Here is a 19,487-nt window from a genome sequence, read left to right as displayed (position 1 = left end):
ATCGAACCTTCCGCAACGTCCATGCTCGACTGCCACGCTAAGCGTCGTCTGCTGGCGGTTTCCCACCGTCGCATCCAGGACCGGCATCTCATACAACCACGGATGGTGGCGCCGGCCATCCCTGGGAGAGGGTGACTTGCGCCATGGCGGGGAGTTCAGCTGGCGTTCCCGGCACTCAACCCAGGAATGGTGGCCAGGTCTGCGAGCACAGCGTCGCGGTCCTCGTCCTCGACGATGTCCTCAGCGGCCCGGCGGGCTTGCTCGGCCCAGGAATCCGCCGCAGCCAGGTCACCAGCAACGCTGGCGGCCCGCGCCAACGCCTCGTAGGCGAAAGCCAGATCCCAGTCGCCGATCCCGTTGGCCTGGCAGATCTCCAGGCAGCGTCGGGCGTGGTAGCCGGCCGGCTCGCCACGTCCGAGCACCGTGTAGACCCGCGACACCTGCCACTCGCTGCGCGCCAGGTTCTCAGCCGTCGCGCCGGCGCCCTCGGCACGCCAGTGGTGGGCGGACGCGTGCGCCATGTGCAGCATCGCGTCGTCCTCCTCGACGGTGCGGTCCTGCTTGCCCATCAGGTCCCAGGTCCGGTTGAACAGGTCGATGCCGATCGCACGGTGGTCCAGGATCTCGTCGCTGCCAGTCATGCCGGGCAGTATTGCGCGACCCGGTCAGCCGGGGTAGCGGCCCAGACCCTGCTCGGCCCGGCTGACCGCGTCCGGGTACCCGAACAGCCCCGGCATCCCGCCGGTGTGCAGGAACACCGTCTTGACGCCGGCGGTGATCGTCCCGTCCTCGACGGCGGCCACCAGGGCGGCCATGGTCCGGCCGGTGTAGATCGGGTCCAGCACCAGGCCTTCGGTGCGCCCGACCAGCTGCATCGCCGCGGCGGATTGGTCGGTGACGTGGACATACCCGGGGCCGACCTGGTCGAGGATGACCCGCAGCTCCGAGCCGGCGATCACCCGGGAGCCGACAGCGCTGGCCAGCCCAGCGACCACCCCGGCCGGGTCGGCCAGGGCGCCGACGTCCACCCCGAACACCCGCTCCGGCCCGAGCGCGGCCACCAGGCCCGCCATCGTCCCGCCGGACCCGAGGGCGACCACCGCGGTGTGCAGATCCGGCAGCTGGCCGAGCAGCTCGCGGCCGGCTTCGAGGTAACCCCGCGCGCCGATGGCGGTGGAGCCACCCAGCGGAAGCAGCATCGGACGGGCGCCGTCAGCCCGCAGCTGCTCTGTGATGCCGGTCGCGATCTCGCCCAGCTCGACGAAGCCGGCCTCGCCCGCCCAGTGCACCCGGGCGCCGAACAAGCCCTCCAGCGCGACATTGCCCGACCGCGGCCCGTCGTGGCGGCCGGACAGCACCAGCACCACCTGCAGCCCCAGCCGGGCGCCCACGGCGGCGGTCAGCCGGGCATGGTTGCTCTGCGGCCCACCGAGGGTGACCAGGGTGTCGACCCCGTCCGCCAGCGCGGCGCCGACCGAGAACTCGAGCTTGCGCAGCTTGTTGCCGCCGCCACCGAGGCCGCCGAGATCCTCCCGCTTGATCCACAGGTCCTCGCTGTTCAACCCGAGCGCCGCGGCCAGCCGGGGCGCGGGTTCCAGCGCGGTGGGCCAGCTGCCGAGCGCCACCCGGGGCGGCGCTGTCTCCGTCGTCATTCCTCACACGGTAGCGGCGTAGGAGGGCAGCTCGCGCATGTTCCGCAGCGGTGACAGGAAGACCGGCAGGAAGGCCAGCGCGCCGCCGACCGCCACCACGAACAACGTCTGCCGGACGCCGATGACCGAGCCGAGCACCCCACCGAGAATGCCGCCGAGCGGCATGGTTCCCCACACCAGGAAGCGCATCGTCGCGTTCATCCGGCCCAGCAGCTCGGGCGGGCACAGGCCCTGCCGGAAGCTGACCTGGGTGATGTTGTAGATGACCACGCACAACCACATCGCGCCCTGCGCGAAGGCCAGCAACACCAGGGTCCAGTCGCGCTGCACGAACGGCGCGACGAAGCCGAACGGCGCCATCGCCAGGGCAGAGACCCAGATCGCCGGCCCCTGCCCGACCCGCCGGGCGAACCGGGTGGCCAGGAAGGAGCCGGCCAATCCGCCGATCGCCGACGTCGACTCGATCAAGCCGATCCAACCGGGGGACAGGGCCAGCTCGCGGGCCAGCAGGACGTAGAACACCGCGGCCGCCATCGAGCCGAACAGGTTCGATGCGCCGGTGCACATCGCGATCGAGCGCAGCAGCCTGTTGCCCAGCACGAAGCGCAACCCCTCGCCGATCTCGCGGCGCAGGTTGCGGTCGGGCCGGCGCTCGGCCTTCGGCGGCCTGGTCCTGATGGCGGCGACCCAGTACGCCGACCAGAGGAAGCTGATCGCGTCCAGCAGCACCGCGTACGGGGCCGTCAGCACCTGGATCAGCACGCCACCGATGCTCGGGCCGGCGATCTGGGATACCGATTCAGTCGCCTGCAGCTTGGCATTGCCCTCGACCAGCTGCTCCCGCTCGACCAGCTGGGGAAGGTAGGACTGGTAGGCGACGTCGAAGAAGACCGTGCAGATCCCGATCAGCAGCGCGACTGCGTACAGCTGCTCGATGGTGAGCACGCCCAGCCAGTGCGCGATCGGCACCGAGGCCAGCGCCAGCGCCCGCAGCAGGTCGTTGACGACCAGCACCGCGCGAAACCGCATCCGGTCGACCCAGGCGCCGGCGGGAAGGCCGACGACGAGGAACGCCACCATCTGCGCTGTCACCAGCAGCCCGACCTCGAACGTGCTGGCGTGCAGGATGAGGATCGCGACCAGCGGCAATGCCAGCTGGCTGATCGTGGACCCGAACTGGCTGACGCTCTCGCCGATCCACAACCGCCGGAACTCCAGGTGGTGCCACAGGCCGCCGCGCCGCGGACGGTCGAGATCTTCGGTCACGCCGCCATCCTGAGCGCAGTGATTGGCATTTGTCAATCACTTTGTTAGAGTGGCGGCATGGATCAGCGCGAGCCGGCCACCGACGAGGAGGCCAAGGCGCTGGCGTCGACCCTGCGGTTGCGGATCCTGCGTATCTGCCTGGGGGAGGCGCACACCAACAAGGAGATCGCCGAAATCCTGGGACGGGACCCGGGGAGCATCCTGCACCACATCCGGACGCTGGTTCGGACCGGCTTCCTGCAGCCGCAGCCGGAACGGCGGGGGACCCGCGGCGCCCGCGAGATCCCCTACCTGGCAACCGGAAAGTCCTGGCGGGTCAATGCGCCGGTGATGAACCGGCCGCTGCTGGACGCCTTCCTGGAGGAGGTCGCGCTGGTCTCGGGCCAGGAGATGGACACCGCCCGGCTCGGCCTGCGGCTGTCACCCTCGGATTTCGAGGACTTCCGCAACCGGCTCCAGGGCCTGCTGGAGGAGGTCACCAGGCTCCCGGAGGACCCGTCCGCGCCGGCCTGGTCGCTGTTCCTGGCGCTCCATCCGGACCCGAACCGGCCATGATCCGCCTCCACCGCTGGGTAAGCAGCGACTATCTGATCGCGCCCGACTGGTCCGGCTCCGCGATCAGGGCATGCAGGTGCATGTCGTGCCAGCCATCCGAATGCAGCGCCTGCTGGCGCCGGGTTCCCTCATAGCCATAGCCGGCCTTGGTGGCCACCCGGCAGGAGGCCGGATTCTCGACCGAATGGCTCAACTCCAGCCGATGCAGCCCGCCGTCGGCGAGCATCCAGCCGGACACCGCAATCAGCGCGCGAGCCGCGATGTCGCGTCCGCGGGCGGCCGGCATGGTCCAGTACGCGGCTTCGGCGGAGCCGCCGGCCAGGTCGACCGAACGGAATCCGGTGCGCCCGAGCAGCACGCCGCCGGCATCGGTGACGGCCCAGCTCGCGGCCGTCTCCGCCGCCCAGCGGTCCGCCCACGAGGCCACCCAGGCCCGTGCCTCGGCGTCGTCCATCGTCCGGACGTGCCAGCGCTGGATCTGCGGGGCGCGGTAGGCCGTCACGACTGCTGTGGCATCGGACGGCCGCCACGGGCGCACGGTCAGCTCATCCACCGTCAGCGTCGGCTGGGGCTGCCGGCAGAGCCGGCCCGCCGCAACGACGGCACCCACCAACTCCGGCATAGGGCCCATCATCCTCTCCTCGAGCTGCTCGAACCCGACCTGGCGACGTGTCGGATCGGCCGGTTCCGCATTCGTCGTATGTTCATCACGCACCACCAAACCGAGGGAGCAGCAACCGATGAGGTACATGATGTTCGTCGTGGTCGATCCGGCCGCGGCCGCCGAGGCGGAGCCGTCCGAGAATGACCTGACCACCGACGAGTGGGTGGCCGATGTCGACAGCCGGGGCAAGCGGATCATGGGCGAGGTGCTGCGCCCGGTCAGCGACGCCACCACGGTCCGGGTCAGCCACGGCAAGGTGCTCGTCACCGACGGCCCGTTCACCGAGTCGAAGGAGTGGATCGCCGGCTTCGACATCCTGGAATGCGATGATCTCGACGAGGCCATCGCGATCGCCGCCCGGCACCCGATGGCCAACGGCGGCAAGCTCGAACTACGGCCGTTCTGGACGGAGGAGGATTGACCGCAGCCGCTGACCGCGCCACGGCCGATGTGATCACCTCGGCCGTGGCAGCGGAGCGGGCTGGAATGGTGGCCACCCTGATCCGGCTCACCGGCGATTGGGATCTGGCCGAGGACTGCGTCCAGGACGCGATCGAGCGAGCGCTGGTGCGCTGGCCGCAGGAGGGGATGCCGCGCTCGCCGGTGGGCTGGCTGACCACGGTGGCGAGGAACCGGGCGCTCGACGTCCTGCGCCGCCGCCGGACCGAGCGCGCCACCCTCCAGCAGCGCGCGATCCTGGACGAGATCGGCTCCGACGGCGGCCAACCGGCCGGCGGCTCCGATGACCGGCTGCGATTGATCTTCACCTGCTGCCATCCGGCGCTGGCCCTGGACTCCCGGGTGGCGCTGACGCTCAAGACCGTGGCAGGCCTGAGCACCGGCCAGATCGCGCGGGCGTTCCTGGTGTCCGAGCCTGCCATGTCCCAGCGGCTGCTGCGCACGAAGCAGAAGATCTCCCACGCCGCCATCCCGTACCGGGTGCCGCCCGACGAGCTGCTGGCCGAGCGCACCGACGGCGTGCTCGCCGTGCTCTATCTCATCTTCAACGCCGGCTACGGCCAGCCCGAGGACCACCTGGCTGTCGAGGCGCTGCGGCTTGCCAGGCTGCTGGTCGATCTGATGCCCGAGGACGACGAGGCGCGCGGACTGCTGGCGCTGATCACCTTCCAGATGGCCCGGCGCCCTACCCGGTTCGATGCGCGCGGCGACCTGGCGCCGATGGAGGAGCAGGACCGCAGCCGCTGGGACGCGGCGCTGATCGAGCAAGGGGTGTGGCAACTGCGGCGCGCAGGGCGGTCGGGACGGCGGCCAGGGGCCTACCGGCTGCAGGCGCGGATCGCCGCCTGCCACGCCATGGCGGCGACCGCGGCGGCAACCGACTGGGACGCCATCGTGACCCTGTACGACGCGCTGCTCGCCGTCCAGCCGTCGCCGGTGATCGCCTTGAACCGGGCCATCGCCGTCGGGTTCCGGAACGGCTACCAGGGCGGGCTTGCGGAACTGGACGCTCTCGATACAGCGGCGCTGGCAGGCTATTACCTGCTGCCGGCGGCTCGCGCGGACCTGCTGCGCCGGCTGGGCCGCGGTGACGAGGCGCGGCAGGCCTACTATGCGGCGCTGTGCCTCACATCCGACGGCCAGCCCGAGCAGCGGCTGCTGCAACGGCGACTCACCGAGCTCGACTTCTGTCAGATTACCCCGGCCGAATAAGGAGAAACCCAACGTGTCCGACTTGATCAGGCTCAACTCGGTAGCGCTCGACTGCCCGAACGCGGGGGAGTTGGCCGCGTTCTACGCCGAGATCACCGGCGGCGAGATCACCTCCCTCCACGAATCGTGGGCGACGGTGAAAGGGCCGGGCGGGCGGATGGATTTCCAGACCTCTGCCGGATACCGGCCGCCGACCTGGCCAGACCCGCACTCGTCGATGCAGATGCACCTGGACTTCCTCGTCGACGACCTGCAGGCCGCGGGGGAGCGGGTGCTGGCCGCCGGCGCGACCAGATATGAAGAACAGCCCAATCCCGACCACTGTTGCGTCTACGCAGACCCGGCCGGGCACCCGTTCTGCCTGACGATGTGGGAGGACGTCCCGACCTAGGATTCGCGCGTTCACACCTTCCTCTCAGCATCGGCACGACCGGGCGACAGGCTCGCTCCACACGATGGGCCAATCGGCTGGGCCATCCGGGCCTGGCCGGGTCTGAGGAGGTAGACAGATGAATTCAGGCGAATGGTCGCCGCCGCCGGCGCCGCCGTACGGCGGGGCCAACCAGCCGGCACGTGGACGCCGGGGCCTGCTCGTCGGCGGTGGCCTGCTCGCGACCGGTGTGGTAGCCGGCGCGATCATCGGAGGCACGGTGCTGTCCGGCGCCGCCACCACGAGTCCGAGTCCCACGGCGCCGAGCTCGACGAGCAGCTCGGCGCCGGGCGCGGGGGAGAAGGCTCCGAACAGGCAGTCCACGCCGGTCCGGGGGGATGAGAAGGCCGTCACCGCCGATCAGGCGGCCAAGCTCAAGGCGGCCGCGCTGAAGGCGGTTCCCGGCGGCACGGTCTACCGTGTCGAGACCGACGGGGACGGCGATGCCTACGAGGCCCACATGACCAAGGCCGACGGCAGCCCGGTCACCGTGAAGTTCGACGAGAACTTCGCGGTGGTCAAGGTCGAGGAGGGCATGGGTCCTGGCGGCGGGCGCGGGCACGGCGGCCCGGGCAGCGGCGACACGGACGACGACTGACCCACGCTTGGCTTGGGTGGCCGGCGGGTCACCCAAGCCAGGTCCACGGCTCAGCCGTTGCGCATCCGCAAGTTCTGCGGCACACGCTTCAGCGGAGGTCCTGGACCAGCCCGATGATGACCCCGGCGGGGCCGCGGACGTAGCAGTACCGGTAGATGTCCTCGTACTGCGCGACCTCGCCCACGAGTTCGGCGCCGTGGGGCCGCAGGCGGTCCAGGAGGTCGTCGACGGCATCGACGGCGAAGGTGAGGCGAGGGATGCCCGGGGTGTTCACCGGCGCCCTCGGCGCGGCGCTGGTGGCCACCGGAGCGTGGAACGTCGACAGCTCCACCCGACCGTGGCCGTCCGGGGTGCGCAGGAAGGCGAGGTCCGCTCGGACGCCGTCCAACCCGACGAGCTGGTCCACCCATCCACCCTCGACTGCGGTTTCGCCTTCCAGCTCCAGGCCGAGTTCTATGAAGAAGGCGATAGCAGCCGCAAGATCCTCGACGACAAACCCGACGTGATCCAGCCGGTAGATCGTCATGCCAGACAGCGTAGGGGACGGTGGAGATCGGTCGCGGTTGGCAGGTTCAGGCCAGCCGGATCGTGCGGCGCATGACGGTGTTCTTCATCCCCTTGGAGCGGACGAACTCGAAGCCGGCTTGCTCGTACATCGTGCGTGTGCCGTTGTAGACGAAGGAGTTGTTCATCCTGTTCTCACCGATCTCGTGCGGGTATCCCTCGACCACACCGCCGCCCTGCGCTGCAATCAGATCGAGCGCACCGGCCAGAGCCACCTTGGCGTAGCCCTGTCTGCGGTGACGCTTGTCGACGAAGATGCATGTGATGCGGTAGTCGGGAATGACGTCGGCCTCGGCGAGGTACTGCTTGCGGTGATGGATGGTCGGCAGCTCATCCGGAGTGCCGTACTCCGCCCACGCGATCGCCTCGTCGCCAACCATCACCAGCGCCGCATGAGCCTGTCCGGCCTCGACCAGCCGTTTCTTCAGCGCGCGGTTGCCCTCGTAACCCTGCCCCCGCTCGGCGCAGTCGGGGTGGAAGTAGATGCACCAGCACCCACCGAAGATCCCGTTGTGCCGCTCCACCAGGCCTGCGAACGCGTCCCAAGTGTGAGCAGTCAACGGCTGAATCGAGTAGCCGCTTGTCACCATGGCGCCAATCGTAAGCGCGTCATGCGGACGATTTGCGTCCGCATAGTCGGAGCTTGCCCAGATCGCTGCCAAGAATCGGCGGCAGCATCTGCGCAGGTCAACAACGGTTTCGTCGTTGCCGTCGGGGTAGTGGGGCGGACCCAATGGCATTGATTCCCATCTGACCCCCACGCAGACTGGAAGTTGACATAATATCGATTATCGGCATTAACGCAGAGGTGATCCGCCGCTACATTCCCTGACACAGCACCAACAGCGGCTATCAGATGTACGCGTCGTCGCTCGGCCGGGCGATGCCAGTCGCCCCAGAATCGGTCACACGCCGTCGACCCGGCCGCCTTGCCCGCTACGTCGCTGGGATGCGCGCCGAGGTGGCTAGAACATGACCTTGCCGGCGCCAGCCCGCTACTACGGAGCGTCGACTGGGCTGTTCGAGCCTGGAGCCCGAGGCCGAGCACACAACCCTTTGTCCAAACCGGCTGTTTCCGGTCCAGCGACGGAAGGCGAGCGGTAGACCGCGCCGTATTCCGGGCTTCGTGGGATGCTGTGGGCGTTCCGTAAAGTACCTCGCGTAAAGATTGGTCCCAGTTGATGGTGGAAAACACGAACACGGCGAAAGACCCGAAGCCGACGTCCGAGCGTATTCAGCAGCTTGCGACCCGCGTACTGATGGGTGATATCGTTCTTCCTGAGTTTCAACGCCCCTTCGTATGGAAGCGCAAACAGATTCTTGAATTATTGGACTCGATTCGCCGGAACTATCCGATCGGCAGTATGCTCGTGTGGGAGTCTCGACAGAAACTCGAAAGTAAACGCACGATTGCCGATCTCAAGATTGCTGACCGAAGCGAAGAATACCCAGTGAACTACCTCCTAGATGGCCAGCAACGGTTATCAACCGTGTGCGGCGTCTTAAACTGGTCTCCAGGTGACCCTAAGAGCGTTTGGAATGTGGCATTCGACCTTCGAACCCAACGGTTTATCCACCTTGACCACGTTGACAATCTTCCTGCTCATCAAATTCCCATGCGCCGCCTCTCCGACGCAGCTACGTACTTCAAGAATCTTATTCCGATAGAAGACGAAACTTTAAATAGCCGCGCGGAACTCCTATTCAATCGCTTCAAGGATTATCTGGTACCGCTTGTTACCTTGGGCGACATGACGATCAAGGACGTAGGGCCAGTCTTTGAACGGATCAACTCAACCGGAACGCGTCTCACCATATTTGACCTTATGCGCGCGGCCACCTGGTCACCGAACTTCGACTTAGGCAAGACGGTTTCCGGAATCAAGCAAGCCATCGAGCCGAAGAAGTTCGACAACTTCGATGACAAGACATTCCTGCGTGCCCTCGGGGCGGCAGGCGGCTCCGACTTCTCTGCAGAGAGCATCGAGACACTCCGCAACCTTAAGGAGGAGGAGCTTGCTATCGCTGCGGAGAACACTCGTAGGGCCGCGCTCCACGCGGCTGACTTCCTAGCAACAGAGGTGGGCGTACCCCGCGCGGAGGCACTCCCGTACGCGAACCAGTTCGCGGTTTTGTGCGAGATCTTCCGTCTGGTCCCTGAACCGAACGCAACGCAGCTAAAAGATATAGTGCAATGGTTCTGGGGTTCGACGCTCTCGAATTACTTTGGCGGCTGGAACAATGGGCAGATGGGTTCCGATGCAAGAGCCGTACGTAAATGGGCGAAGGATGGTAGCGGCGGATTGAATATCGTGTTCGTCATGCCAGCTTCGAATATTTGGCGTGCCAAGGCATTTCGATCCAATAGTGCTGTTTCAAAAATGTTGGGACTTATGTTATCACATTCCAATCCTGTCGATCTACTCAATGGTCAAAAAATTGACGTGGACAAGTCACTTGCATGGGCGAACGATAAGGAATACCATCACTTCTTTCCACAGAATTACATGAACACAAAGCAGCCGAATGCGGACGACCCAAATTTGGTTGGAAACATCATCCTGCTTACCTCAAAAAGCAACATCGCTATTCGAGACAAGGCGCCAAGTGAGTATCTTGGGTCGCTGATCAAGGATCAAGGGCGTGATGTCGTTGTACAAAGGCTCGCGAGCTGCCTGATCCCGGAGGCTGCCCTCGACGCGGCGCTCGCGGACGATTACGCTCAGTTCCTCGCTATCAGATCAGAATATTTGCAGAAGAAAGGACTAGAGTTAGCTGGTGAAGCCGAATCAGCCAGATCGAATGTCGACGCTAATGAGGTCGACGACAGCGACGACGACACGACCGAATAGCGGATGCGCGAGGCTGCCTCGGTCCGACGAGCGAACTGGACGGGATCACGTGAGGGAGGTGCCACAGCCTTTTCCCCGTCAGTGCATGCGGTCCTGATGCAGGCTGGCCGCCTCACCGCTGGTGATTGACATAACGCATTCTCCCCTACCAGCAGGCATGAAGCCCGCAGCCTGCCGGCCGAAGCGCACCGGCGTCAGGCTCCTACATAGGCGGCGAGGTGCTCGCCGGTGAGGGTGGAGCGCGCGGCGACGAGGTCGGCCGGGGTGCCTTCGAAGACCACCCGGCCGCCGTCATGGCCCGCGCCCGGGCCGAGGTCGATGATCCAGTCCGCGTGCGCCATCACCGCCTGGTGATGCTCGATGACGATAACCGACTTGCCAGACTCGACAAGCCGATCGAGCAGGCCGAGCAGCTGCTCGACATCGGCGAGGTGCAGGCCGGTGGTCGGCTCATCCAGGACATAGACCCCGCCCTTCTCCGCCATCCGGGTGGCGAGCTTGAGCCGCTGCCGCTCCCCGCCGGACAGCGTCGTCAGCGGCTGCCCGATCGAGAGGTAGCCGAGCCCCACATCGACCAGGCGGGTGAGGATGGCATGGGCGGCGGGCGTGTGCGCCTCCCCCGCGCCGAAGAACTCCTGCGCCTCGGTCACCGACATCGCGAGCACCTCGCTGATGTCACGGCCGCCGAAGCGGTACTCCAACACCGAGGCATCGAACCGCTTTCCACCGCACTCCTCGCACGTGGTGGCCACGCCGGCCATCATCGCCAGATCGGTGTAGATGACCCCGGCGCCGTTGCAGTTCGGGCAGGCGCCCTCGGAGTTTGCGCTGAACAGCGCGGGCTTAACCCCGTTGGCCTTGGCGAACGCGGCACGGATCGGATCGAGCAGTCCGGTGTAGGTCGCCGGGTTGCTGCGCCGCGAGCCACGGATCGGCGTCTGGTCCACCGACACCACCCCGTCCCGCCCGGATACCGAGCCCTGGATCAGCGAGCTCTTGCCCGAGCCCGCCACTCCGGTGACGACGACCAGCACGCCGAGCGGGATGTCGACGTCAACTCCTTTGAGGTTGTGCGTCGACGCGCCGCGGATCTCGAGCGCGCCGGTGGGCGTCCGCACCGTCTCCTTGAGGCCGGTACGGTCGTCCAGGTGCCGGCCGGTGGTAGTGCCGCTGGCGCGCAATCCGTCCAGGGTTCCCTCGAAGCAGACGCTGCCGCCCGCCGTGCCGGCTCCGGGTCCCAGGTCGACGACATGGTCGGCGATCTCGATCGTCTCCGGCTCGTGCTCCACGACGAGCACCGTGTTTCCCTTGTCCCGTAAGCGCAACAGCAGGTCGTTCATCCGCTGGATGTCGTGGGGATGCAGGCCGGTGGTGGGCTCGTCGAAGACATAGGTCACGTCGGTGAGCGACGAGCCGAGCTGGCGGATCATCTTGACCCGTTGGGCCTCACCGCCCGACAGCGTGCCCGATGGCCGGTCGAGCGAGAGGTAGCCCAGGCCGATCTCCACGAACGAGTCCAGGGTGTGCCGCAACGCGCCGAGCAGTGGCGCCACCGACGCATCGTCGAGCCCGCCGACCCAGTCGGCCAGGTCGCTGATCTGCATCGCGCAGGCGTCGGCGATGTTGATGCCCTCGATCTTGGACGACCGGGCGGTCTCGCTGAGCCGGGTGCCCTTGCACTCGGGGCAGACGGTGAAGGTGACGGCCCGCTCCACGAAGGCGCGGATGTGCGGCTGCAGCGCGTCGATGTCCTTGGATAGAAAGGACTTCTGGATCTTCGGGATCAGGCCCTCGTAGGTCAGGTTGATCCCGTCGACCTTGATCTTGGTCGGCTCCCTGTGCAGCAGGTCCTGGAGCTCCTTCTTGGTGTACTTGCGAATCGGCTTGTCGGGGTCGAAGAAACCGCAGCCGGTGAAGATGCGGCCGTACCAACCCTCCATGCTGTAACCGGGAATCGTCAACGCGCCCTCGTTGAGCGACTTGCTGTCGTCGTACAGCTGGGTCAGGTCGATGTCGGTGACCGAGCCCCGGCCCTCGCAGCGCAGGCACATCCCGCCGGTGATGCTGAAGCTGCGACGCTCCTTCACGGTCCGGCCGGCGCGCTCCATAGTGACCGCGCCCGCTCCGCTGATCGAGGCGATGTTGAAGGAGAACGCCTGGGGCGAGCCGATGTGCGGCTTGCCGAGCCGGCTGAACAGGATGCGCAGCATCGCGCCGGTGTCGGTGGCGGTGCCGACCGTGGAGCGCGGGTCGGCGCCCATCCGCTGCTGGTCGACGATGATCGCCGTCGTCAAGCCTTCCAGCACGTCAACCTCGGGCCGTGCCAGCGTCGGCATGAATCCCTGCACGAAGGCGCTGTAGGTCTCGTTGATCAGCCGCTGGGACTCCGCGGCGATGGTGTCGAACACCAAGGAGCTCTTGCCCGAGCCGGAGACGCCGGTGAACACCGTCAGCCGGCGCTTCGGGATCTCGACGCTGACATCCTTGAGGTTGTTCTCGCGCGCGCCGACCACTCGGATCACATCGTGGCTGCTGTCGGCGACGTGCTGCGCGGGCGAGTGCGTCTGCGTCTTCGTGGCCATGCTCATCATCTCCCCTTCTGTCAGACCAGCCAGTGGCCGTCGCGCATGAGCGTCCGGCCGGCGATCTCGTTAGCCTCGCGCCAGGCCTGCACCCGGACCGGCCGCAGCACGAAGAAAACGTATCCCGTGCTGCCGCGCGGATCCCAGTCGGCCTGCGCGGCGTAGGCCGCGCCCAGCGCATCGTCGGCCGCGACGTCGACCGCCTTCTCCAGGACGGCGTCGATCATCACCACGTCGCGGGTCGGTCCGACGCCGAGCCGGGCGGCACCGGCCGCGAGCAGGTTGCGCGCGGTGACCGAGGACCCCTCGATCGCGATCACCACCCGCTCCCCCACCCACGCCAGCGACAGGGGCACCAGGTATGGCACGCCTGCGTCCGAAGCCGTGGCGACCCACACGTCGATCGCCTGGGTCGCCAGCATCTTCAGCGTGTCGGCCTTGCGGGTCTGGTGGTCGCGGGCCTCGGACATCCGCAGCTCAGCCCAGCTGGTTGATGCGAACCATGTTGCCCGCCGGATCGCGGAAGGCACAGTCGCGGATTCCGTACGGCTGCTCGGTCGGCTCCTGGACGACCTCGGCGCCGCTGGCCTCCAGCTGCGCGAACGTGGCGTCCAGGTCGGCAGTGGCCAGGACGATGATGCCGTAGGTGCCCTTGGCCATCATCTCGGCGACGGTGCGGCGCTCGTCCTCGGTGATGCCGGGTGCGGCAGCCGGCGGGTGCAGCACGATGGAGGTGTCTGGCTGCTTGGGCGGGCCGACGGTGATCCAGCGCATCCCGCCGTATCCGACATCGTTGCGGACCTCGAAGCCGAGGGTGTCGCGGTAGAAGGCCAGGGACGCGTCCGGGTCGTCGTGCGGGAGGAAGCTCGAGTGAATGGTGATGTCCATGACGGTCACGCTAGCTGTGGCTGGGCGCCCGAAGCTTCTCGATTCCTGATCGGTCTGGTCACCTGTTTCGCCACGCAGGACGGCATTCCCTCGGTCGCGCGCGCCTCCTGCCGGCGGTAGACGCTGGGCGGCACGCCGACCAGCTCGGTGAAGCGGGTGCTGAAGGTGCCCAGCGACGAGCAGCCGACCGCGAAGCAGATCTCGGTGACGCTGAGGTCGCCGCTGCGCAGCAGCGCCATCGCACGCTCGATGCGCCGGGTCATCAGGTAGCTGTAGGGCGACTCACCGAAGGCGAGCCGGAACTCGCGGCTGAGGTGCCCGGCCGACATGTGGACGCCGCGGGCAAGCGCCTCGACATCCAGCGGCTGCGCGTACTCCCGGTCGATCCGGTCGCGGACCCGGCGCAGCCGCGCGAGGTCGCTCAGGCGCTGCGTCTCGGCCGGTCTGCTGGTCACCTGCGCAATCCTGCCACGCCGCGGGCTCGTTCAACCCGGTTGCTACACCACTATCTAGCAGCGTTTCTAGACAAGCGTCAGGTCGGCGCGGGCGCTCCGGTCTTGGTGAGCGCCAGCCATAGCCCGCCGAATTCACGGATGTTGTGGCACAGCACCACGTTCTTGCCCTCGTGCGCATAGAAGTACAGCGGCTTGCCGTTGTAGGTGACCTGGGTGGAGCCGTCCCGGCGGGTCGTCACGCCGAGCAGCCCGGCCTGGACACCGCCGCGAGCGACCGGCCGGCCCCTGGTCAGAACCGGCGGCCATGCGCTGGCGCAGTCGCCGTAGCAGTTCGGCTTGCTGGTCGTCTCCGCGTCGAAGAGGTAGATCGCCTGCCCGCTGCCGTCGAACAGCACCGGGCCGAACTGGCTCGACGCCAGGGTGATGACCGTGCCGGGCCGTGGGGTGACCGACGGGCTAGGCGCGCGGGTGGTCGACGGCGAGATCACGCGACTGGTCGAGGGGGCCGCCGCTCGGGTTGTCGAGGGGGCCGCCGCTCGGGTTGTCGGGGGCGCTGCCGCTCGGGTGGTCGAGGGGGCTGCCGGCAGTGTCGTCGAGGGCGCTGGCGCCGAGTCCACATAGGAAAGGCTCCTGCTGGCCGCTGAGGTCGCCGGATCGCCGGCAGCCGCGGACGATCCGGCACCGGAGTCACAGCCGCCGAGCAGCGCAGCCGCGCAGGCCACCGCCGCGATCTTGGTCCACATCCCCCGAACGCTAAACCTCCTGCGTCACAGCAGCGTGCGTTCGGCGGCGCTGGCCGCAACCCACGCGATTCGATCCGCCTCACCAAGATTCAGTGCGGCGGATTGACCTAGATCGGCGCCGGTCCTACAGTCAGTGCACTTTATGACCGGAGGGTGTCAAATGCGCAAACTATGGGCTGCGGTCCTTACCCCTGTACTGGCCCTGGCTTTCTTCATTGTGGGGAGCCCCGCGGCCAACGCGTTCGGAAGCGAAGTGCTCGGCTGCGCGGTCACTCGGTTGACGTCGACCTCCCAGTCGTGGACCGCCAACTACTGTGCGGGAGGAGGCGATCCTGGCTACTTCGTGGTCCACTTCTCGCCGCACAACCTCTCCGGCACCTACTCCACGAGTTGGACCGTCACGGGTCCGACCGGCACCGTCCTCCGCGCCTGCAGCAGCACCAACGGAGTCCCCTGCATCTCCAGCGGATGCACGCTGTCTTCGCTCACCTGCGACGTCCAGGATTCGAGCGGATATACGAACAAGGCCTACACCGCCCGCCTGCGCCTGACCCAATCAGGCCTGACCAGGACTATCCAGGCGCAGGGCGTGATCGGTGGACATGACCCGTGCACCCGGTGCTAGCTGAGCGGCGGTTCGCCCGGGATTGGACGTAGCCGGTCCTAGTACGGCGAGCGGCCGTAGCCGAAGGCGAACAGCGGTGTCTTGCTGTCGCCCACATTGATGGGCTCGTCGGTGACCGCGCTCGGCCAGCTCACCGGCAGCTTGCCGGTGTAACCGCTGCCGAACAGGTTGTCGACCAGGCCGCCGCCTTCGGTGCCCGGCAGCCAGGCCGCGACGAACGCGTTCGCCTTCGCCAGCTGATCCTTGATGATCACCGGCCGGCCGGACTCCAGGATCGCAATGCACTTGGTGACCCGGGAGCAGATGTCAGACAGCGCCGCCGAGTTGTCGCTGCCGAACGCCAGGGTGGAGCTGTCCCCCTGTCCTTCGGCGTACGGCGTCTCACCGCCGACCCAGATCCCGATGTCGGCCTTGTAGTTGCCCTTGGTCCGGGTGCCGACGTTCGTCACCGTGATGCCGGTGCCGGCGACCTGCTGCTGCAGCGCCTGCCAGAACGTGGTGCCACCGGTCGTGGTCGCCCCACTGGCGCCCTGCCACGAGATCGACCAGCCACCCATCTGGTTGCCGATGTTGTCGGCATGCTTGCCACCGACCACGATCTTGTACGTGCCGGTCTTGGCCAACGGCAGCACGCCGTCGTTCTTCAGCAACACCTGCGATTCCCGGACCGCCTGCCGAGCCACCGCCCGGTGCGCGGCCGAGCCGACGCCGGCGGTGTAGCTGCTGTCGGCGTACGGGGTGTTGAACAGGTCGAGGGCGAACTTCGCGGTGAGGATCCGAGTCACCGCGTCATCCACGCGCGACAGCGGGATCTGCCCTCCGTTCACACCGGCCACGATCGCGTTGATGGTCTCGACGTAGACGTCCGGGACCATGATCATGTCGATGCCGGCGTTCACCGCATGCGCCACCTGGGCCGCGTACGTCGAGTCGGGCAGCTGCTTCACCCCGGCCCAGTCGCTGACGACGAAGCCGGTGAAGTGCTGGGCGCCCTTGAGCTTGTCGGTGATCAGGTACTTGCTGCCGTGGTCCTTCACGCCGTTCCAGCTGGAATAGCTCACCATCGCCGAGCCCACGCCGGCAGCGATCGCCTGCGTGTACGGCGGGACGTGGATCGCGTCCAGCTCCGCTTCGGAGATCCGGGCGTCGCCCTGATCGATCAGGTAGCCGCTGCTCCCGGTCCCGTACGCCGTCGCGCCGTCGCCCACCCAGTGCTTGGCCGTGGCCAGCACCGACGTCGAGCTGAGGCTGGCGCCCTGCAAGCCGGTGACCGCGGCGCCGGCGAGCGCGTTGCCCACCGACGGGTCCTCGCCGAAGCTCTCGTAGGTTCGACCCCACCGGTCGTCCCGGGCGACGCACAGGCACGGCGCGAAGGCCCACCGGATGCCGCTGCCCAGCACCTCCTGCCGGGTCACGTCCTCGATCTGCTGCACCAGCGCGGCATTGCGGGTCGCGCCGAGGCCGATGTTGTGCGGAAACACGACCGCGCCGGTGATGTTGTTGTTGCCGTGCACCGCGTCGATCCCGTACAGCAGCGGGATGCCCAGGCGGGACCTGAGCGCGTAGCTCTGGAAGTCGTCGACCATCGCCTTCCACTGCGCGGCGGTGCCGCCGGCGCCGTTCGGCCCGCCGCCCCCGCCGCTCAGCATCGAGCCGAGTCCGTAGGTGGTGATATCGGTCTTGCTCCTGAGCGAGTTCCAGGACGGCTGGGTCATCTGGCCCGCCTTCTCGGCCAGCGTCATCTTGGACAGGCAGTCCGCGGGCGAGCTGCAGGCCGCCGCGGCGACCGCTGACTCCGCGGGCAGCAGCGTCAGGACGCCGGCGGTCAACACCGCGGCCGCCCCGGCGGCGGACCATCCCACCCGGCGAGAATTCAGTGGCGGCATGGCAGCTCCGATCGTCCAAGGACTTCGAACGTACGGCGGGTGTCCGGAACCGGTCAATAGCGCAGAGGAGTCATTGAGCCGGCTGACGGACACGAAGCGTGATCACCTCGTGGAGAACCGCACTGCCGCTAGGCCAGGGAGTCGTCGTACCCGGCCGTCAGCGGCCCGCCGGCGTCGCCGGTGTTGACCACACCGGCCGGCTCGATCAGCACCGCGTGCACCTCACCGGCGGCCACCGGGCAGTGCTCCACCCCGCGCGGCACCACGTACAGCTGGCCGGGCCGCAGGGTCACGTCCCCGTCGCGGAGCTGGATGGTCAGCTCGCCGTCCAGCACCAGGAACAGCTCGTCGGTGTCGTCGTGGCGGTGCCAGACGAACTCGCCCTGCAGCTTGACGACCTTGATCTCGTAGTCGTTGAGCCGGGCGACCACCTTCGGCGCCCAGTGCTCGGAGAACGAGGACAGCTTCTGCGCGAGATCGACGGGTGTGTTGGCCATGATCGAAGCTTGGCACGACCACCTCAGTCCTAGGACCCCACCAGCCAGCTGCCGACCACCTTGCTCATCCCGCCGGCCTGCGGGGCGAAACCCAGCGTCCGGTAGAACGACTCCGCCTCGTCGGTGAACAGCCCGACATGCTGGCCCGGCACGGTCGCGAGCAACCGGTTGACCACCTCGCGCCCGACCCCGCGCCGGCGAAAGGGGGTCGCCGTCCAGATGTCGACCAGGTAGGCGTTGCAGACCCCGTCGCTGAGGATCCGACCGTTCGCCACGAACTCCCCCTCGCAGCGCCCGAACACCACGGCATGGGAGTTCTCGTGCGAGCGCCGGTACTGGTCCGGGGTGCGCAGGTTGTCGAAGTCATCGGCCACCAGGGCCTGCTTGAGCGCCGCCCAGTCCACGCCGGCCAGCTCCGAGGAGAACACGATCTCAGCCATCGGGTGAGCATCTCATCGGTAGGCAAGCCGGTTTCCGCGGCGCACCTAGGCTGGGGCTGGTACGCGGCCGCCCACCACTCGACCCGCAGGAGCCCTACTGATGGCCTTGAGCGACTTCCCCCGCTATCCGCTGCTGTTCGGACCGAGCCCGGTGCACCCGCTGGAGCGGCTGACCGCCCACCTCGGCGGCGCCCGGATCTGGGCCAAGCGCGAGGACTGCAACTCCGGCCTCGCCTTCGGCGGCAACAAGACCCGCAAGCTGGAGTACCTGGTGCCCGACGCGCTGGCCCAGGGCGCCACCCACCTGGTCTCGATCGGCGGGGTGCAGTCCAACCACACCCGCCAGGTCGCGGCGGTCGCGGCCCGGCTCGGCCTGCAGGCCCGGCTCGTCCAGGAGAGCTGGGTGGACTGGCCGGACTCGGTCAACGACCGGGTCGGCAACATCCTGCTCTCGCGCATCATGGGCGCCCGGGTGGAGCTGGTCGAAGCCGGTTTCGGCATCGGTTTCAAGGAGAGTTGGGAGAACGCCCTGGCCGAGATCCGGGCGGACGGCGGGGTGCCGTACGCGATCCCGGCCGGCGCGTCCGACCACCGGCTGGGCGGGCTGGGGTTCGCCAACTGGGCGTATGAGGTGCAGCAGCAGGAGGCCGAGCTCGGCGTCTTCTTCGACACCATCGTCGTCTGCAGCGTGACCGGCTCGACCCACGCCGGGATGATCGCCGGGTTCGCCGGTCAGGACCGGCCGCGCCGGGTGCTGGGCATCGACGCCTCCGCCAAGCTGGCGGAGACCCGGGCCCAGGTGGAGCGGATCGCGCGGAACACCGCTGAGCTGATCGGCCTGGAACGCCCGCTGCGCGCGGACGAGATCACCGTGCTGGAGGGCTGGGCCGGCGATTACTACGGGATACCCGTGCAATCGACCCTGGACGCGATGCGGCTCACCGGCAGCCTGGAAGGGATGATCATCGACCCCGTCTATGAGGGAAAGTCGATGGCCGGGCTGATCGAGCTGGTCAGCACCGGCGAGATCGGCCGCGACTCCACCGTGCTGTACGCCCATCTCGGCGGCCAGCCGGCGATCAACGCCTACAGCGCGCTGTTCAAATCCTGAGCCGATGC

Annotated in this window: 21 protein-coding genes; 7 read left to right on the top strand and 14 right to left on the bottom strand. The window is 67.6% G+C overall.

The annotated features are described in order from the left end of the window. Window positions 1–155: 155 nt before the first annotated feature. The 3 genes from VF612_RS05495 to VF612_RS05485 are packed head-to-tail and all read right to left on the bottom strand — an operon-like array spanning window position 156 to window position 2,918. Window positions 156–641 (bottom strand): hypothetical protein, encoded by a 486-nt coding sequence (locus VF612_RS05495; RefSeq protein WP_408658843.1) that lies wholly within the window; start codon window positions 639–641, stop codon window positions 156–158. A gap of 24 nt (window positions 642–665) precedes the next feature. After that, window positions 666–1,652 carry a pyridoxal-phosphate dependent enzyme gene (locus VF612_RS05490; RefSeq protein ID WP_408658842.1) on the bottom strand — a complete coding sequence of 329 codons (987 nt, stop codon included), beginning with the start codon at window positions 1,650–1,652 and terminating at the stop codon, window positions 666–668. Window positions 1,653–1,655: 3 nt separating this feature from the next. After that, complete coding sequence (locus VF612_RS05485) at window positions 1,656–2,918, bottom strand: MFS transporter (protein ID WP_408658841.1); 1,263 nt, start codon at window positions 2,916–2,918, stop codon at window positions 1,656–1,658. Between the two features lie 57 nt (window positions 2,919–2,975). Here VF612_RS05485 and VF612_RS05480 point away from each other — a divergent pair, with 57 nt between their 5' ends. After that, window positions 2,976–3,473: an ArsR/SmtB family transcription factor gene (locus VF612_RS05480; protein ID WP_408658840.1), complete on the top strand. Its 498-nt coding sequence runs from the start codon at window positions 2,976–2,978 to the stop codon at window positions 3,471–3,473. A gap of 28 nt (window positions 3,474–3,501) precedes the next feature. Here VF612_RS05480 and VF612_RS05475 read toward each other — a convergent pair whose 3' ends face one another. Next, window positions 3,502–4,095 carry a GNAT family N-acetyltransferase gene (locus VF612_RS05475; protein WP_408658839.1) on the bottom strand — a complete coding sequence of 198 codons (594 nt, stop codon included), beginning with the start codon at window positions 4,093–4,095 and terminating at the stop codon, window positions 3,502–3,504. Window positions 4,096–4,213: 118 nt separating this feature from the next. On the opposite strand from VF612_RS05475, the gene VF612_RS05470 reads away from it, so the two are divergent. The 4 genes from VF612_RS05470 to VF612_RS05455 all read left to right on the top strand — a co-directional run bounded on the left by VF612_RS05470 (window position 4,214) and on the right by VF612_RS05455 (window position 6,836). Further along, on the top strand, window positions 4,214–4,558 hold the full coding sequence (locus tag VF612_RS05470) for a YciI family protein (protein ID WP_408658838.1): 345 nt from the start codon (window positions 4,214–4,216) through the stop codon (window positions 4,556–4,558). Further along, on the top strand, window positions 4,555–5,808 hold the full coding sequence (locus tag VF612_RS05465) for an RNA polymerase sigma factor (RefSeq protein WP_408658837.1): 1,254 nt from the start codon (window positions 4,555–4,557) through the stop codon (window positions 5,806–5,808). Before VF612_RS05470 ends, VF612_RS05465 begins: the two co-directional genes overlap by 4 nt. 13 nt (window positions 5,809–5,821) lie before the next feature. Further along, window positions 5,822–6,199, top strand: coding sequence for a VOC family protein (locus VF612_RS05460; RefSeq protein ID WP_408658836.1), 378 nt, complete (start codon window positions 5,822–5,824; stop codon window positions 6,197–6,199). 118 nt (window positions 6,200–6,317) lie between these two features. Beyond that, the gene (locus VF612_RS05455; RefSeq protein WP_408658835.1) at window positions 6,318–6,836 is read left to right on the top strand and encodes a hypothetical protein; all 519 of its coding nucleotides are present in this window, start codon (window positions 6,318–6,320) and stop codon (window positions 6,834–6,836) included. Between the two features lie 88 nt (window positions 6,837–6,924). Here the strand turns inward: VF612_RS05455 and VF612_RS05450 are convergent, their stop codons facing one another. Both VF612_RS05450 and VF612_RS05445 read right to left on the bottom strand, forming a co-directional pair. Then, complete coding sequence (locus tag VF612_RS05450; protein WP_408658834.1) at window positions 6,925–7,362, bottom strand: VOC family protein; 438 nt, start codon at window positions 7,360–7,362, stop codon at window positions 6,925–6,927. A gap of 46 nt (window positions 7,363–7,408) precedes the next feature. Then, a complete protein-coding gene (locus VF612_RS05445) occupies window positions 7,409–7,990 on the bottom strand; it encodes a GNAT family N-acetyltransferase (protein WP_408658833.1) in 582 nt (193 codons plus the stop codon). Between the two features lie 591 nt (window positions 7,991–8,581). On the opposite strand from VF612_RS05445, the gene VF612_RS05440 reads away from it, so the two are divergent. Next, window positions 8,582–10,252 carry a GmrSD restriction endonuclease domain-containing protein gene (locus VF612_RS05440; RefSeq protein WP_408658832.1) on the top strand — a complete coding sequence of 557 codons (1,671 nt, stop codon included), beginning with the start codon at window positions 8,582–8,584 and terminating at the stop codon, window positions 10,250–10,252. 194 nt (window positions 10,253–10,446) lie between these two features. Here VF612_RS05440 and VF612_RS05435 read toward each other — a convergent pair whose 3' ends face one another. The 8 genes from VF612_RS05435 to VF612_RS05400 all read right to left on the bottom strand — a co-directional run bounded on the left by VF612_RS05435 (window position 10,447) and on the right by VF612_RS05400 (window position 18,368). After that, a complete protein-coding gene (locus VF612_RS05435; RefSeq protein ID WP_408658831.1) occupies window positions 10,447–12,840 on the bottom strand; it encodes an ATP-binding cassette domain-containing protein in 2,394 nt (797 codons plus the stop codon). Between the two features lie 14 nt (window positions 12,841–12,854). Then, window positions 12,855–13,304, bottom strand: coding sequence for a pyridoxamine 5'-phosphate oxidase family protein (locus VF612_RS05430; protein WP_408658830.1), 450 nt, complete (start codon window positions 13,302–13,304; stop codon window positions 12,855–12,857). Between the two features lie 7 nt (window positions 13,305–13,311). Further along, on the bottom strand, window positions 13,312–13,722 hold the full coding sequence (locus VF612_RS05425) for a VOC family protein (protein WP_408658829.1): 411 nt from the start codon (window positions 13,720–13,722) through the stop codon (window positions 13,312–13,314). 5 nt (window positions 13,723–13,727) lie between these two features. Beyond that, window positions 13,728–14,177, bottom strand: a complete 450-nt coding sequence (locus tag VF612_RS05420) for a helix-turn-helix transcriptional regulator (protein WP_408658828.1) — start codon at window positions 14,175–14,177, stop codon at window positions 13,728–13,730. A 77-nt stretch (window positions 14,178–14,254) separates the two neighbouring features. Further along, entirely contained in the window at window positions 14,255–14,665 is a 411-nt protein-coding gene (locus VF612_RS05415; protein WP_408658827.1) for a hypothetical protein, read from the bottom strand. A gap of 918 nt (window positions 14,666–15,583) precedes the next feature. Beyond that, window positions 15,584–17,407 (bottom strand): glycoside hydrolase family 3 protein, encoded by a 1,824-nt coding sequence (locus VF612_RS05410; protein ID WP_408658826.1) that lies wholly within the window; start codon window positions 17,405–17,407, stop codon window positions 15,584–15,586. A gap of 152 nt (window positions 17,408–17,559) precedes the next feature. Further along, window positions 17,560–17,928 carry a cupin domain-containing protein gene (locus VF612_RS05405; protein WP_408658825.1) on the bottom strand — a complete coding sequence of 123 codons (369 nt, stop codon included), beginning with the start codon at window positions 17,926–17,928 and terminating at the stop codon, window positions 17,560–17,562. A 29-nt stretch (window positions 17,929–17,957) separates the two neighbouring features. After that, window positions 17,958–18,368 (bottom strand): GNAT family N-acetyltransferase, encoded by a 411-nt coding sequence (locus VF612_RS05400; RefSeq protein ID WP_408658824.1) that lies wholly within the window; start codon window positions 18,366–18,368, stop codon window positions 17,958–17,960. Between the two features lie 100 nt (window positions 18,369–18,468). On the opposite strand from VF612_RS05400, the gene VF612_RS05395 reads away from it, so the two are divergent. Further along, window positions 18,469–19,479 carry a 1-aminocyclopropane-1-carboxylate deaminase gene (locus tag VF612_RS05395; RefSeq protein WP_408658823.1) on the top strand — a complete coding sequence of 337 codons (1,011 nt, stop codon included), beginning with the start codon at window positions 18,469–18,471 and terminating at the stop codon, window positions 19,477–19,479. Window positions 19,480–19,487 lie beyond the last annotated feature (8 nt).

Origin of the sequence: Jatrophihabitans sp. (assembly GCF_036388195.1) — a bacterium.
In the GTDB taxonomy this organism is placed as follows: domain Bacteria; phylum Actinomycetota; class Actinomycetes; order Mycobacteriales; family Jatrophihabitantaceae; genus Jatrophihabitans_A.
Note: the sequence above shows the minus strand (reverse complement) of the source record. Positions and strands in the feature narration are given on the sequence as shown.

Excerpts from the sequence above, each read along its gene's own strand:
- VF612_RS05455 (WP_408658835.1), top strand. The coding sequence starts at position 6,318 with ATGAATTCAGGCGAATGGTCGCCGCCGCCGGCGCCGCCGTACGGCGGG.
- VF612_RS05495 (WP_408658843.1), bottom strand. The coding sequence starts at position 641 with ATGACTGGCAGCGACGAGATCCTGGACCACCGTGCGATCGGCATCGAC.
- VF612_RS05450 (WP_408658834.1), bottom strand. The coding sequence starts at position 7,362 with ATGACGATCTACCGGCTGGATCACGTCGGGTTTGTCGTCGAGGATCTT.
- VF612_RS05490 (WP_408658842.1), bottom strand. The coding sequence starts at position 1,652 with ATGACGACGGAGACAGCGCCGCCCCGGGTGGCGCTCGGCAGCTGGCCC.
- VF612_RS05400 (WP_408658824.1), bottom strand. The coding sequence starts at position 18,368 with ATGGCTGAGATCGTGTTCTCCTCGGAGCTGGCCGGCGTGGACTGGGCG.
- VF612_RS05470 (WP_408658838.1), top strand. The coding sequence starts at position 4,214 with ATGAGGTACATGATGTTCGTCGTGGTCGATCCGGCCGCGGCCGCCGAG.
- VF612_RS05440 (WP_408658832.1), top strand. The coding sequence starts at position 8,582 with ATGGTGGAAAACACGAACACGGCGAAAGACCCGAAGCCGACGTCCGAG.
- VF612_RS05430 (WP_408658830.1), bottom strand. The coding sequence starts at position 13,304 with ATGTCCGAGGCCCGCGACCACCAGACCCGCAAGGCCGACACGCTGAAG.
- VF612_RS05395 (WP_408658823.1), top strand. The coding sequence starts at position 18,469 with ATGGCCTTGAGCGACTTCCCCCGCTATCCGCTGCTGTTCGGACCGAGC.
- VF612_RS05405 (WP_408658825.1), bottom strand. The coding sequence starts at position 17,928 with ATGGCCAACACACCCGTCGATCTCGCGCAGAAGCTGTCCTCGTTCTCC.
- VF612_RS05435 (WP_408658831.1), bottom strand. The coding sequence starts at position 12,840 with ATGAGCATGGCCACGAAGACGCAGACGCACTCGCCCGCGCAGCACGTC.
- VF612_RS05475 (WP_408658839.1), bottom strand. The coding sequence starts at position 4,095 with ATGCCGGAGTTGGTGGGTGCCGTCGTTGCGGCGGGCCGGCTCTGCCGG.
- VF612_RS05445 (WP_408658833.1), bottom strand. The coding sequence starts at position 7,990 with ATGGTGACAAGCGGCTACTCGATTCAGCCGTTGACTGCTCACACTTGG.
- VF612_RS05480 (WP_408658840.1), top strand. The coding sequence starts at position 2,976 with ATGGATCAGCGCGAGCCGGCCACCGACGAGGAGGCCAAGGCGCTGGCG.
- VF612_RS05425 (WP_408658829.1), bottom strand. The coding sequence starts at position 13,722 with ATGGACATCACCATTCACTCGAGCTTCCTCCCGCACGACGACCCGGAC.